12 protein-coding genes are annotated in these 14,502 nt (G+C 59.3%); 4 read left to right on the top strand and 8 right to left on the bottom strand.

Annotated elements, in window-relative coordinates; genetic code table 11:
• Positions 1 to 113: 113 nt before the first annotated feature.
• The 4 genes from WNY37_RS00825 to WNY37_RS00810 form a co-directional block, all read right to left on the bottom strand.
• A complete protein-coding gene (locus WNY37_RS00825; protein WP_342974856.1) occupies positions 114 to 896 on the bottom strand; it encodes a tyrosine-protein phosphatase in 783 nt (260 codons plus the stop codon).
• Positions 897 to 990: 94 nt separating this feature from the next.
• Positions 991 to 2,202, bottom strand: coding sequence for a PAN domain-containing protein (locus WNY37_RS00820; protein ID WP_342971555.1), 1,212 nt, complete (start codon positions 2,200 to 2,202; stop codon positions 991 to 993).
• A 152-nt stretch (positions 2,203 to 2,354) separates the two neighbouring features.
• Positions 2,355 to 3,806 (bottom strand): AMP nucleosidase, encoded by a 1,452-nt coding sequence (locus tag WNY37_RS00815; protein ID WP_342971554.1) that lies wholly within the window; start codon positions 3,804 to 3,806, stop codon positions 2,355 to 2,357.
• Positions 3,807 to 3,836: 30 nt separating this feature from the next.
• Positions 3,837 to 5,642: a hypothetical protein gene (locus WNY37_RS00810; protein WP_342971553.1), complete on the bottom strand. Its 1,806-nt coding sequence runs from the start codon at positions 5,640 to 5,642 to the stop codon at positions 3,837 to 3,839.
• Positions 5,643 to 5,708: 66 nt separating this feature from the next.
• Here WNY37_RS00810 and WNY37_RS00805 point away from each other — a divergent pair, with 66 nt between their 5' ends.
• Positions 5,709 to 6,689, top strand: coding sequence for a glycosyltransferase (locus WNY37_RS00805; RefSeq protein WP_342971552.1), 981 nt, complete (start codon positions 5,709 to 5,711; stop codon positions 6,687 to 6,689).
• 61 nt (positions 6,690 to 6,750) lie between these two features.
• On the opposite strand, the gene WNY37_RS00800 is transcribed toward WNY37_RS00805, so the two are convergent.
• On the bottom strand, positions 6,751 to 7,026 hold the full coding sequence (locus tag WNY37_RS00800) for a hypothetical protein (RefSeq protein ID WP_342971551.1): 276 nt from the start codon (positions 7,024 to 7,026) through the stop codon (positions 6,751 to 6,753).
• Positions 7,027 to 7,196: 170 nt separating this feature from the next.
• Here WNY37_RS00800 and WNY37_RS00795 point away from each other — a divergent pair, with 170 nt between their 5' ends.
• Positions 7,197 to 9,440 (top strand): M3 family metallopeptidase, encoded by a 2,244-nt coding sequence (locus WNY37_RS00795; protein WP_342971550.1) that lies wholly within the window; start codon positions 7,197 to 7,199, stop codon positions 9,438 to 9,440.
• Positions 9,441 to 9,615: 175 nt separating this feature from the next.
• Entirely contained in the window at positions 9,616 to 11,085 is a 1,470-nt protein-coding gene (locus WNY37_RS00790) for a type IV secretory system conjugative DNA transfer family protein (RefSeq protein ID WP_342971549.1), read from the top strand.
• Between the two features lie 11 nt (positions 11,086 to 11,096).
• On the opposite strand, the gene WNY37_RS00785 is transcribed toward WNY37_RS00790, so the two are convergent.
• The 3 genes from WNY37_RS00785 to WNY37_RS00775 all read right to left on the bottom strand — a co-directional run bounded on the left by WNY37_RS00785 (position 11,097) and on the right by WNY37_RS00775 (position 13,698).
• On the bottom strand, positions 11,097 to 11,963 hold the full coding sequence (locus WNY37_RS00785) for a hypothetical protein (protein WP_342971548.1): 867 nt from the start codon (positions 11,961 to 11,963) through the stop codon (positions 11,097 to 11,099).
• Positions 11,964 to 12,035: 72 nt separating this feature from the next.
• On the bottom strand, positions 12,036 to 12,893 hold the full coding sequence (locus WNY37_RS00780; RefSeq protein WP_342971547.1) for a HupE/UreJ family protein: 858 nt from the start codon (positions 12,891 to 12,893) through the stop codon (positions 12,036 to 12,038).
• Positions 12,871 to 13,698: a ZIP family metal transporter gene (locus tag WNY37_RS00775; protein ID WP_342971546.1), complete on the bottom strand. Its 828-nt coding sequence runs from the start codon at positions 13,696 to 13,698 to the stop codon at positions 12,871 to 12,873. Before WNY37_RS00775 ends, WNY37_RS00780 begins: the two co-directional genes overlap by 23 nt.
• Positions 13,699 to 13,861: 163 nt before the next feature.
• Here WNY37_RS00775 and WNY37_RS00770 point away from each other — a divergent pair, with 163 nt between their 5' ends.
• The gene (locus WNY37_RS00770) at positions 13,862 to 14,500 is read left to right on the top strand and encodes a DUF2796 domain-containing protein (protein ID WP_342971545.1); all 639 of its coding nucleotides are present in this window, start codon (positions 13,862 to 13,864) and stop codon (positions 14,498 to 14,500) included.
• Positions 14,501 to 14,502 lie beyond the last annotated feature (2 nt).

Below are 14,502 nucleotides of genomic sequence, written 5' to 3'. Positions count from 1 at the left end.
CTCCCTGCGGCGCTCTTGTTGGACGCTTCGCGTCAACAAGCGTCCAACAAAAATGTTCGAAGGGAAAGAGCTTCGCTGTATTGCCCTAACGTCATGCTGCCACCGGTGTTGGATCAGACGAGCAGTTTACTCCTGATCGCCTCGCGGCGCCCCGGCCCGACGCCCAGCGTGTCTTCCAGGTAGGTGTCGAGCGATCCTGACTCGGACTGGATTGACGCCAAAGCGGCCTCCAGGAATTGGCGCTCGACACCGAGGAAGGGCTTATAGACCTCGCCATCATAACTCTTGCCCAGCATGGAGTTGAAATACTCGGTCGCTTCAGGCAGGCGCTCATCGGCCCGGGCGGCTGTATTGGTCAGCTCGTAGTCGGTAAAAATGTCGTCCATCGACACGCCGAGCAGGTGGTGGGTCAACGCGCAGAGAATACCCGTCCGGTCCTTGCCGGCCGCACAGTTGACCAGCCCGGCCTCGTCCTCCGGAAGGGTCTCCAGGCGCTCAAACCATGCACTGTAGGTTGGGACCAGAGACTGGCGGTACGGCGCTTCGGTATAATAGGCGCGCATCCAGCCTTTTGAGGCTTCTGCATCGACCGCAACCTGCTTGAGGAAGTTGACGTGCGGCGCTTCTGTTTCGCGGCCATGGTCGGAAAACAGCTTCGCAACGCCTTTGACCGGCCATTTGTCGCCATGACGTTCGCGCTCGTCCGGACGGCGAAGGTCCGCCTGAACCTTGATGTTCAGCAGCTCGATGCCGGTCAGATCCTGATCCGTGGCTTCACCGAAATGGCCCGACCGGTAGAGCTTTCCGCTTTTGATGCGTGCACCGTCTAGGCCTTCATATCCGCCGAAATCGCGAAAATTACGTACGCCTTCAAATGGCTTCACCCGGTCGTCCATAAGTGTCACTGCCTTCTGCTTGCCGATTGCGCCATGAGCTAGGGCGTTTGAAGGGCAAGGTCCACCGGCACCCTAACGGAAAGGTGGCTCAGGCTCAGCAGGTGCCGAAGACGCAATTGCTGGTGCTGGGAATGTCTTCAACATTATCGAAATCAAGATCGAGTACCGGGCCCAGCGGAGCCTCCGCATTCGTCGATCCCGATTGCGTGACAGCCGCAACCCGCAAATCTGACCGGGCGATCGCAATCTCGTCGCGCATGGCCTGGCCAAGCCCCATCGGAAAATCTGAGAAATCGCCTGCTGGGTCGCCGGACTCGAAATAGTCCTCCATCTGCTCTTGTAGCTCCAGAACTTCCTGGATACTCCGCCCGTCTGCCCAGTCGGCCACCACACGTGCCATCGCCACGGTCTGGACGCACAAGTCAGCCCAACTACTTGCATTCAGGCCGCCATCCGCGTCGGTGTAACCGCCCACTACAGCCGCGCATACGCCCGGTTCGACATGCCTGCCAGCGCCAATCCGGTTAGCAGAGATCATCGTAAGCAGCTGGTCATGTGTCCGGTTGTCTTCGATCAGTTCAAGCAGGTCATAGTCCAGTTCCATTGCCGCAAGGGCTGCAATCCAGACGTCCCTGTCTTCGGTCTCCATATTTCGGATTTTGCTCAGGAACGCAGACCGGTCACCGGTCTCATGTGCGAGAGAAAGATGACACTCCAGCTCCAGGCCTCCGAGGTTTTCTTCATCCATGCAGACAGTGTTGCTCGGAAACTCGACAAACACGGCTCGCAGGCACAGGTCCTTCTTGTCGGCGTCCTGCAATTCATTGCATTTGTTCTTGACGCTCCACGCGACAGAGTCTTTGCAGCTGTCCCTTAGCGGGCCTTGATGAGCATCGCAGAAGCTTGCATCGAACTCTTCTACCGCTTTGTTTACAAGACACAAATCGCTATAATCATGCTTACCGAATTTCTCGTCCTTGCAGGCTTCCCAGGCCGCTGCGGCGGCGTCTGAGGGGGGACGTTCGCCGACCTCCTCATCGGGCGCGACGCGGTCCGGGAACGTGCCCGAGACGGCGCTTTCGCGTTCAAACCCGCGGGAGATTCCATCCTTCAGCCAGCACTGAGGCGTTTCATACTGGTTGAAACCGGCGGGTGTATACGTCCAGGCCTTGCACTGTTCGGTATCGCTGCAAATCCGCTGGCAGAGCTTGTAGTCGTCAACGTGCAGCGTGACCCGATCAAAATCCTTGCCCAGCCGGTCAGAATTGAACTCTACCGTTTGGGCATTTGCGCTTGCCAAAAACATAGCGAACAATAGAGCCGCGCCGACACTTATGAAAATTCGAATGGCCACATGTTGTCCCCCGTTGAATCGGAAGTTTGGTAACACAAAAACCGCCTCCAGGCTCGCCCGGGGCGAACTTTTCAGGATGAAACGCCGATTGTGGACATTCGAATCTAGCGGAAAGGCGGCTCGTCGAACGCCCGTAGTTTGCGGGAATGCAGCGCTGCGCCGCCGTCGCGGGCCAGCCGTTCCAGCGTCTCGATGCCGATGCGGATGTGCTCGCCAATGGCCCGCTCATAGAAGCGATTGGCCGCGCCGGGCAGCTTGATCTCGCCGTGAAGCGGCTTGTCTGACACGCAAAGCAGCACACCATATGGCACCCGCAACCGGTACCCATTGGCCGCGATCGTTGCGCTCTCCATATCGATGCCGATTGCGCGGGACTGGTTGAAGCGTTTCGCCGTCTCGCGGAAGCGCAGCTCCCAATTGCGATCATCCGTCGTGACCACCGTGCCGGTGCGAAGGCGCTTCTTGAGCGCGTCGCCTTCTTCGCCCGTCACGTCAGCCGCAGCCTGCTGAAGCGCAATCTGTACTTCGGCAATGGGCGGGACAGGAATGTCAGGTGGCAGGACGGCGTCCAGAACATGATCATCGCGCAGATAAGCGTGGGCCAGCACATAATCACCAATCTGCTGGGAGTGACGCAGGCCGCCGCAATGGCCGACCATCAGCCAGCATTCGGGACGCAGCACGGCGAGGTGGTCGGTGATCGTCTTGGCATTGGACGGGCCGACACCGATATTGACCAGTGTGATGCCAGTGCGGTTCTCCGCCATCAGGTGATAGGCGGGCATCTGGAAGCGCCGCCACGGGGCTGCATCGATGGCCGCTTTGGCATTTGATGTGTCGCCGTCCACGAGCAATCCACCCGCGACGGACAGCCCGGTATAGCGGCCACCCTTGCGAAGCTGCTCAACGCCCCAGTCACAAAACGCATCGACATATCGATGGTAGTTGGTGAACAGCACATAGCGCTGCATGTGGTCGATAGGCGTGCCGGTATAGTGAGCAAGCCGCTTCAATGAGAAGTCCGTGCGCGGCGCGTCGAACAGCGAAAGCGGGCGATTGGCGCCCGGCTCGTATAGTTCGCCATCGGCGATCTCGTCGCCAATCGCGCTGAGCGACGGCGCGGGGAACCATTTTGCAAGTTCAGCCGGGCTGACCTCGTCCAGCCCTTTGGCCTCGGCCTGATCCCAGACATAGGCATAAGGAATTTCCGAACCCGAAGGGCGAACTTCAACCTCAACCGGGTAATCGCGCATGAGCGGCGCGAGCTGTTCGACCAGATAGGCGCGGAAATAATCGGGCCTGGTAATTGTGGAAATATAGGTTCCTGGCTCTGACATCTTGCCGAAAGCTCTGGAGATCGGAGGGGGCGGACCTTCCGGATCGTACCGGATGATCAGCGCCGGGTAACAGAAGGTTCGCGCCGTGCGCGTTTCCAGTGTCGGCGGCGTGCCGTCTTCGAGGTAGAGTTCAAGGCTATTGGTCAACGCCTCGACAGCATTGCTGTACAGCGTTTCCAGCGCATCAACGACTTTTTCGGGAGTATCCAGTTTTGACATGCCCTCCGTTGCCGCAAAGCGGCTCGCTCGTCAATTCTGCTCGAAGAGGATGGTGTAAATGATCGGTCCACTTTCGCCGTTCACCGGAGCCGTCAGCGGCACCAGCCAATCGGGCAGGTTTCCATTCTCAATATCCGCCGCGAACCCGTCCGGAGACCGGGCGGCATAGGTTTCGAGCTCCCCGAGCCCGGGGCAGTACAACAGGTGCGTCGCGCCTGTCATGGATATCTTCCGGCGGGCGGTATCGGTCGATCCGCCGAACACTGACATGGTCATCTCTATGGATGACGGGTTGCGGTGGTACGGCGCCGCGCTGGCATAATGGCGCGTGTGATAGATGAGCGGCGCACCGAGATCGATGGGCGTGAACACGATCATGCGAGGCGCTGCGGCGATCGCCTGGAAGGCTTCGCCGGATTTACAGTCGATTGCGGCCTCACTGTCTGAGTCTGGCTTGCTGAATAGATAGGTCGGCGACTTCCAGATCGCTGGCGACAGAATGAGAGCCCCGACAAAGAGGGCGAGCGCCGGCATGGCGCCGCGCTTGGTGAGCCAGGTGGAGAAAAGCACGCCGAAGAGCCAACCAGCCGCAATTGATGCGCCGGCATGCGCCAGTGTTGTCCCGCGAACCTGCCATGCAGACAGCAGGAAACCGACCGCACAAAGCACCAGCAGACTCACCCGCGAAAACCGTTCGCCCTTCCTGGATGTGTAGACGGCTATCGCCGCCGCAACGAGGCCAGCAAGGCCGAAACCGTAATAATAGGCACCGTTCGCCCGGTCGGAGGATAAAACCGTCGGCAGACTGCGCGCTTCCGAAACCACGCTCAGCCAGCCCGCCTGAACATCGCCCGAGAGGCGTGTATAGGGATCGCCAACACAGCTAGGATTGATGACCACGAAGCTGATAGACGTGACCGCTCCGGCGATCGCCATGGCCGCGATGCGCATCTTCCAGTCTGGCGTGCGCGGCATGGCGGTTCCGATGGCCGAGAGGCCAGTGCCAGCGACCAGCAAGGCGACGAAGTGCGACTGGCCGAATGCATCGCAGATATTGCGGACCCCGCCGACGCCGGGCGCATCGAAGATGTACGTAATGAGGCCGGCAATAATCAGCGTCGCCCCGAAGGCGCGCAGCCGCGGAGCTTCCGGTTCGCCCCGGATGATCCACGCCATGGCGAACCCCGCAATGGTCAGCATGGCAGCAGGAAGGTTCTCGATGGCAACGGTCAGCATCGCCGCGACGCAGACGCCCGCGACAAGGCCGGAACGGATGGTCATCTTCGGTGAGAGCAGACAGGCCAGGGCCGTCAGCGTCAGCACGAGTCCCAGGCCATGATGATCGACCCGCCCGGGCATGAAGTTGGCGGCTGAATACGACGTCAAAAAGAAGAAGAGCGCGGCGATCTGGCCGCTGAGGGGCGCATTCAGGCGGCGCAGGCAGACCGTAATGGCGGTGAACGCCCAGGCGAGCAGAAAGGCCGGCCACGCCGTCACCGCAATACCTTCCGCCATCTCCCGGCCGAACAGGGGCTGCAGCATCCATACAGTGCCGGCCAGGAAAAGGTCAGGCAGACGTGACCAGTGCATGGCGCCGCCTTCTGGCGTGAGCAGGCGGACCTGATTTACATCGTACCAGCCGTTCTGCCCGGTAATGAGGTCGCGCACTTGCTGCATGCGCATCATGTCGTCGGGGCCCAGCAAGTCGCCGCCAAAGGCGGGTCCTGCATTCAGCAAGGTCCGCAGGATGGCAACACAGCCGAAAGCAAACAGAGGCCACACGGGCGTCTGCGCATGCGGCGCCGTCACCGCTCCTGCATTCCTCTGAAAGCTCATCGTTCGTAACTCGTCGTTCACCAGACCCTGTTATGGCCAGAATGTGGTTACTGAAAGGCTGACTGGATGAGTAGCTTGTCCCTCGGTGCAATTAATTCTGGGCAGCAGAGCGACGTGGCCGAGACCCGGATTGCCGTCGTCCTGCCATGCCACAATGAAGCCGCCACGATCGCATCCGTCATCGAGAACTTTCGGCGCGCGCTTCCGAGCGCTGCGATCTATGTCTTCGACAATAATTCCACCGACGGCACAGCCGATATTGCGCGGCGGGCAGGGGCCATCGTCCGCACCGAGATGCGGCAGGGAAAAGGCCATGTCGTGCGCAGAATGTTTGCCGACGTTGAGGCTGACATCTACGTCATGGCCGATGGCGACGGCACATATGACGCCTCACTTGCACCAACGCTGATCGAGCTGATGAAGCGCAACCATGTCGATATGGTCGTTGGCACACGTGCTGATGTCACAAAGGATGCCGGACGCGGGGGGCATGCCTTTGGAAACAAGATTTTCAACTCCCTCTTCAGCGCGATGTTCGGGCGACAGTTTACAGACATCTTTTCAGGCTATCGCGTTTTCTCGCGGCGCTTCGCCAAATCCTTTCCCGCTGTCTCGGGAGGGTTTGAAATCGAGACCGAAATGTCGGTCCATTCCTGCCAGCTTGGGATACCAACTCTCGAGCGCCCGACGCCTTATGGGATTCGGCCTGAGGATTCGGACTCAAAACTGCGAACCTTCCGCGATGGTTTTCGTATTCTGGGCATGTTTCTCATGCTGGCCAAGGAAACCCGCCCAGCGGCCTTTTTCGGCATGATTGGCCTGGTGCTGACCTTGCTGGCGGTGGGGCTATCTGTGCCGCTTGTGTTCACCTATCTCGAAACCGGGCTGGTTCCACGCGTGCCGACCGCTATCCTTTCAGTTGGTCTGGTTCTGGTTGCGACGGTGACGGCTGTGTGCGGGCTTATCCTGGACAGCCTTGCGCGCTCTCGCGTGGAGGCGAAACGGTCCGTCTTCCTGTCCTATCCGGCAGGTGACTGGTCCAAGTGAGGCGCCCGCAGCCCGGGCGTCCGCCCAAATTCGAAGTCGGAAAGCGTGCGATCCGCGGGGCCTAAAGGCCGGTCACATGCAGGACGAGGAATGCGATCCCGTAGACCTGAAGCGCGACCAGCAACAGCCCGGCAGCGAACGACAGAAAGAAACCGATCCAGCTACCCCGTTGGCTGAGAGCGAGAAGCCCTGCCCCGGTTCCGCCAAGAAGCGTAGACAGGGTTAGCGGATCATACCGCCCAAGCCCAATCAGTGAGTCCACGACATACATGACAAGCGGCGCGCAAATGAGAGCGGCGCCCAGGATCAGCAAACTGTTATCGACACGGGTCATCATCTCTCCAGAACGCGACAGGACGCGATTCGCTCCGATGTAGAGGGATTGGGCGGTTCTGCCCAGAAGATGGAATGTCGTGCGGCAAAAAACGCCGCCTCATTTGTGAAAGTCTGGACACTCTTGCTGTTCACCGGCAAAAACGGGGCAAATCAGTTCCTGAAAGGATCATCATGACTCTCAAGACCATTCTCATGGGGGGCGCGGCCATGCTTGCAGTCGCCATCAGCGCGTGCTCGCCCGCCGAAGACAGTGCAAACTCTGCTTCGAAGGATGCGACCTTGGAGGCTGATACTCCGGCAGCGGCTGGCGCTGAGGCGGCCACGGCAGAGCCCGGCGCCTTGCAGGAAATCAGCGTCACTGATGAGGAACTGGAGGGAAATCCCTTCCTTGAGGAGTGGGACACACCATTCGGTGTGCCGCCATTCTCCGAGATTGATGACGAAGAGTATTTGCCGGCCATCAAGAAGGGCATCCTCGATGCCCGCGCCGAGGTTGAAGCGATCATCGAAAATGAAGAGGAGCCGACCTTCGAGAACACGATCGTCGCCCTCGATGAAACCGCGCCCCTGGTCACGAAGGTCGTCCTGGTCTTCAGCAACATTACGGGCACCGATACCAATGATCGCCTGCGCGAGCTTGAAGGCGTCATCTATCCGATGCTCACGCGTGAACAGGATGCGATGGTTTTCAATCAGGATCTCTGGCAGCGCGTCAAGACGGTCTACGAACAGCGCGATACGCTGGACCTCGATGAGCAGGATGCCCGTCTGCTTGAGCTGACCCATCGTCAGTTCACCCGCGCCGGGGCCGACCTGCCGCAGGACGTCAAAGACCAGGTTGCGGATATCAACTCCCAGATCTCGTCACTCACGACCAAGTTCGGGCAGAACCTGCTGCGCTCGACCAAGGCATTCCGTATCGAAGTCACCGATGAAGCCGAGCTGGCAGGCCTGTCGCAGGACTTCAAGGACGCCATCAAGATGGATGGCGATGAGGACAAATGGCTGCTGACGGTCGATCGGTCCGTCTATGAGACCTTCATGACGCAGTCGGAAAACCGTGACCTTCGCAAGAAGATGTTTGACGGCTATCGCCTGCGCGCCTCCGAAGGCGAGTTCGACAATGGTCCCATCGCGATCGAGATCGCCCAGCTTCGGGCCAAACGCGCCGAGCTGATGGGCTATCCCAACCATGCCGCTTATGTGCTGGAAACCAATATGGCCAAAACGCCGGAAGGGGCTGAGGAATTCCTGCTCCGTGTCTGGCGTCCGGGCCTCGCCCAGGCCAAGGCAGAACGCGCCGAAATGCAGGAGCTAATTGGCGACGAGTTCACTTTTGAAGGTCAGGACTGGTGGTATTATTCAGAAAAGGTCCGCCAGAACAAATATGCCTTCGATGACAATGCGCTGAAGCCGTATTTCGAACTCGGCGCCGTCCAGCAGGGGGCCTTCGATGTCGCCAGCCGGCTTTTCAATATCGAGATCACGCCGGTTGACGTCGAAGGCTGGAACCCGGTCGTCAACTCTTTTGAGGTGACCGATGCTGAGACCGGCGAATTCCTCGGCCTGTTCATGTCAGACATGTATGCCCGCGATTCCAAGCGCGGCGGGGCATGGATGAGCACCTTCCGTGTCGCTTCTGATGTCGATGGCGAGGACATTCGGCCGATCGTCAGCAACAATCTCAATCTGATCCAGCCGCCCGAAGGCCAGCCCACGCTGATGCGGTTCGATGAGGTGACGACGCTGTTTCACGAATTCGGCCACGGTCTGCACGGCCTTCTCACCCAGATTCGGTACAAGAATTTTTCGGGCGTAGACGGACCAAGGGACTATACCGAGTTCCCGGCGCAGATTCTCGAGCACTGGGCTGGTGCGCCTGAAGTGCTCGAGGAATATGCCAAGCACTATGAGACCGGAGAGACGATTCCTCTGGAGCTCATTGAGCGGATGAATGAAGCGTCGAACCACAATCAGGGCTTCTCGACCACGGAGTATATCGCCGCCTCGCTACTCGACCTGAACTGGCACATGCTGTCCTATGACGAAGCCATGGAAATCGAGGATGCGCGGGCGTTCGAAAAGTCTGTACTCGACAAATATGGACTGATTGAAGAGATCGAGCCGCGTTACCGTTCCAACTATTTCAGCCACATCTTCGCTGGTGGATATTCTGCAGGATACTACGCTTATCTCTGGTCCGAAATTCTGGATGCTGACGGGTATGAAGCATTCAAGGAAACCGGCGATATCTTCAATCCGGAGCTCGCGGCGAAACTGAAGCAGTGGGTGTATGAAAGCGGTGGTCTGCGTGAGGCCGATGAGCTGTACCGCAACTTCCGCGGATCAGACCCAACCATCGAACCGCTCCTTCGTAATCGCGGCTTTGAGGTGACAGAGCAGGGCGACGGCTAGACCCGCTATCGTCAGTATACGATCAGAAGCCTCCCGGACCTCGCCGTTCGGGAGGCTTTTTCTATGGCGGGAATCGCCGCCATGAATAAGGCCAATATCTCGAAGTTTTGGGTTGTTCCATTTCCCTGTTTGTTCCAGCCTTTCCACAGGTCCGGCAATCAACAGGGAGTTCCAAATGTCGAGAAACGACACGCTGCCAAACACCTATAGTCCTTTTCGCGACCATGATGGAGAGACCATCGTTCTGGGGTGGCAGACGCCGTCCGATCAGGCGACCGGTATGGGCTTCTCCCAGCCGCCAGGCGATACCGGGGGCAGGCCTGTTGAGCCGATCGAAATGGGCGGCGACGGCCACATCCTGACAATCGCCCCGACCGGGTCGGGCAAGGGCGTGAGCTGCATCATCCCGACATTGTTGACCTATGCTGGTCCGGTCATTGTGATTGACCCCAAGGGCGAGAACGCTGCGGTCACAGCAGAGCGGCGCCGCCAGATGGGACAGGATGTCCACGTCATTGATCCATTCGGTATCAGCGGTCAGGAACCCTCCCGGTTTAACCCGCTTGAACTGGTCGATCCGCAATATGCCGACTGTACCGATGATGCGGCGATGATCGCCAGCATGATCACGCCTGTGCTGAAAACGGACCCCTATTGGTCGAACCGCGCGACGCAGCTCATCACAGGCCTGATCCTGCACGTGTGCCACGACATGCCAGCCGGAGATCGAAACCTGCTCAAGGTGCGTGAGATCCTGCACAGGGCCTCTCTGGAGGAGGAATCGGTGATCGAGGCGCTGCGCACGTCCCGGCACAATGAGGTTCGCATGACCCATGCCGGCATCAGTGGTCCGGCCGAGCGGACGCGCCAGTCCATCGTTTCGATCGCGGCCGATGCGCTGGACGTGTTTCGTGGCGACTCGATGATGAACAGTCTCTACACCTCGTCCTTTGACCTGAACGCCGTCACCCGCGGCGACCCGATGACGATCTACCTCGTCCTGCCACCGCATATGATGCAGTCGCACGGCTCGGTGCTGCGCATGTGGGTCGGGGCGCTGTTTTCACTGATGTGCCGGCGCCGCAAGCGGCCTGACATGCATACGCTCTTCCTGATCGATGAAGCCGCTCAGCTTGGCACATTCGATCCGCTGAGGTCCTCGCTGACCCTGCTCAGGGGCTATGGCGTGCGCACCTGGAGCTTCTGGCAGGACCCGGCGCAGATCAAGCGGCTCTACCCTGACTGGGAGACGCTGATCAGCAATTGCCAGGCGGTGCAGATTTTCGGGCGGCTTGGTGCGGGAAGCGCCAAGGGTGCCGCCGAGGCGCTAGGCATCGACAATCCGACCATCTTTCGTGATCTCAGCCGCGACCAGATGGTGGTCGCGATGAATGGCGATGACCCGAAGCTCTGCCACCGGCCGAGTTATCTGGAAGATCGCATCCTCTCCAGACTGGCTCAGCAGAATCCTTTTTTCGGAGACGAGGTGCCGGGTGAGAGCCGGCGTCCGGCCCAGAGCGACGGAGATGCGTCAAACGATGAGCGCCAGTGCACACTGTTTCCGCTGGAGGCGTACAAGCCTTGGAGGCTCATGCAGGATGAGCGCAAGAAGGTCAGACCTTATCGTCGCCGCCGGGCGAGCTGAGAGGCCGGAGCCTACTGGATTGCAATCGCGTTGCCGGACGTCATGTCCGGCAACATGCGTTGCGCAAACAGGCAGGTTTCGAACTCGCCGGATTTCGGAATGTCAGGGGCAAAAAGATAGGCCTGCAGAGCGGCGGTGGCCGTTGCGGAGATCTCTTCATCTGAAACCGGCTTGCTCCCACGTCCGAGCAATTTGCGGCTGGTGCATCGATAGAGACGGATCAGCTGAAGGTCGCTGGCGTCCTGCCCAGCCCGCATCTTGTGAAAGGCATTGAGCTGGCGATCCGAAGATATGCTGAGGGCCGCCGGCCAGCCAGCGCCATCCGGTTTGACGATCCATAGGCGGGACTGGCGCAGGTCTGCATCGGTCTCGCGGAACCGCAGCGAGATGAGGTCGCCGCCTTTCAGCTCATCAACTTCCACGTCGGCAATGCCGCGGCGGGTCATCCGGGCGAGCCAGAATTCAATCGCCTGGTCGCGCATGCGCCAGGCTCTCTCATTTTCGCCGGTGGCTAAAAGCACTGCGGCGTTCATGAATAGCGACTCGACGTCCGTGACATAGCCGGCCTGTTCAAAGTGGACTGCAGACGCTTCTGCGTCATTTCCCCAACCCGCAGCGAGGGCGGCAATCCGATGGGCCTCGGCGACTTCCGGGCGGTTCGGGCAATCGGTGATGAAGGCTTCGCTGACGCGCTGGACGTAGGCGGGCGTTGCTTCTTCCGTGGGGTTCTCCAGCCTGTCCTGCCAGGCAAAAACATCGTTCATTCCGCAAGCTGGCACTTGAGCCGTGTCTGCGAAGGCGACGCGTTGAAGCCCCGAATAGGTGCAGATGATCGAAACCGTCAGCGCGCTCAGATATCGAAGAAGCCGTTTTTTCATGGCTGACCCTGCTGGTTACCTTTTGATAACCAAGCTGGGTTGCAAAACTGGTGCCGGTCGGCGGGGCGACCCCTAGCCGTAGAGGCGCTGTAAGGTCCAGACGAGACCGGTCACACCGATGGCTAGTGACACTGGAATGACGATCATCGGGCGATAGAGGTCCATTCGGGACGCCTGTTTCAGCACGCCGCGGAAATAAAGCGAGGCGGCGAAAGCCAGGCCGACGACAGCGAGCTGGCCGATCTCGACGCCGATATTGAAGCCGATCAGCGCGGTCCAGAACATGCCGTCGGGCAGGCCCTGGCTCAGGAAATAATCGGCAAAGCCCATGCCGTGGATGAGACCGAATGCGAAAACGAGAATTGGACGGAGCCGCGTCATGCGTCCGAACAGGATGTTCTCGAAGGCGGCGATAGCGATGGTGCCTGCGATCAATGGCTCCACGATGTCCGGGTCCGGGTCGAAAACGCCCGCTGCCACCACAGCCAGCGTGATTGTGTGCGCGACGGTAAAGCAAGAAATCTGGATAAGCAGCGGCTTCATCCGCGGCGAAGCGAGGAAAATGGCGAGGATAAACAGAATGTGGTCATAGCCGCCGGGCAGGATGTGGCGCACGCCCCCGGAGACATAGACAAAGAAGGTCTCGAACCCGGAACGGTCGAGGTCAACATTCTCCATGCCGGAATACTGTGTGGGCTGGGCTGTTTCGATCGTGCCGTCAGCCGTGGACGAGCGGTCCATTTCTGACAAGGCGCGGCAGAGTTCCGGGTCGAGCCCGCCGCCGGGCGTGCAGAACTCATCTGCCGGATGAGCAGCGGCAAGTTGCTGGAACAGGCTCAGCGCCAGGAGGCCGAGCACAAGGGCCAGCCCGGCACGGCGCCAGATGGTCAGGCGTGACCGCGCACCATCAGATTGGGCGTATCTCATCATGCGAACCCTCACTCGCATGGCCAGATGCCGGCAAGGTATGCTCGTCATCATGACCGTCTTCGTGGCCATGGCCCTGGATTGGAGCGAGAACCAGCAGGATCGCGGCCCCGGCACCAGCGGCAATGGCTGTCAGTCCGCGTACGGGTTGCATCTCCTTGAGCGGGGCCATCAGAGGGCCTGTCGCCACAAAGATCAGCAGGCCTGCCGACACCGCAAACAGTGAACCGATCGTGTCATTATCGAGCCCATACATAAAGGGGCCAGCGACAATCACACCGAGCGGCGTCGTTGCAGCGGCAGCCAGAAAGGCCAGCCAGAACGCCTGGACGTTAGAAATACCGTACCGGCGCAGGATTGCGAAAGCGATAACGCCTTCCGGGAATTCATGCAGCGTCAGTCCCACCGCCGCATAGACACCGGCAGAGAAACTCGCGGCGAATGTCACGGCATAGATAACCCCGTCCAGAAAGGAATGGACCGCGATGGCGATGATCGGTGTCAGTGCTTCATGGCGATGCGCGATGCCATCTTCGCTTGGAAAAGCGGTTTTCACGCCATTGTGCAGTAAAAGCCCGCTGAAAAAGCCAACAGCCAGCCAGACAGGCGCATTCAGCGAAAAGTGGAAGGCTTCAGGGATGATGTGCAGAAATGTAAGCGTCGTCAGCATGCCCGCCGCAGCAAGACCAAAGAGGGATGCATTGCGCTCGCTCCAGATGGCACGCTGTGCCACCACAATCAGACCAACTGTCGTGCAGAAACAGGCAATCAGCCCGAAGAAAAGCGGTGCCTGAATCGATGACCACATAGATCGGATGCCGCCCTGCTTTGTGTTGCGCTGAGTTTTGTGCAGTTAATATCTAGCGCAATACGAATTGCCTGAATGGAAACGTTATAGTATCGCATTTACGAGATTGCGACCCGTTTTTTTCTGGTCGTACGGTATTCTCTGTCCTGAAAGGACCCCTCCCATGAAAGCTTCAATAATTATTGCAGGCGTAGCGCTTGTCGGCCTTGTGTCGCTTGCCGGCTGCGAGAAAACCGAACTGGCGGACAAGGAAGTCGCGGCGCCGGCCGCTACAGACGAGGCATCCGAGGATACAGAGGCCGCCGACGCCGACATGGACCGGACATTGCCGCCAGAGGGAACGGCGAACGACCCGAGCCAATCCGAGCGCATGGAAGCTCATGTTCACGGCTCCGGCACGCTGGCAGCCGGCGTCGACGGCGACGCATTGACCATTACCTTCGAAGCGCCCCTGATGTCCTTGATCGGGTTTGAGCATGAAGCAGAAACCGACGAGCAAACCGAAGCGATCAACGCGCTGAAGGATGCTTTCACCGTGCCCGGCGGAATGGTCGAGATTAATCGCGAATCCGGTTGTCTTCCTCTGATGACCACCACCGAGACGCATTTCGCAAACGGCCATGCTGATCTCGATGTCGAGCATGTCTACACGTGCGAAAACGCTGATGAGATCAGTCGCATCGATTTCATCAAAATGGCTGACTATCCGGGACTGGAGACGATTGATGCTGTCTTTGTTTCCGATACCGACCAGGTTGCCGGAGAGCTGACGCAATCGAATTCAGTTTTGGAGCTTCGCTAGTC

Origin of the sequence: Henriciella sp. AS95, assembly GCF_038900055.1 — a bacterium.
Taxonomy (GTDB): domain Bacteria; phylum Pseudomonadota; class Alphaproteobacteria; order Caulobacterales; family Hyphomonadaceae; genus Henriciella.
Note: the sequence above shows the minus strand (reverse complement) of the source record. Positions and strands in the feature narration are given on the sequence as shown.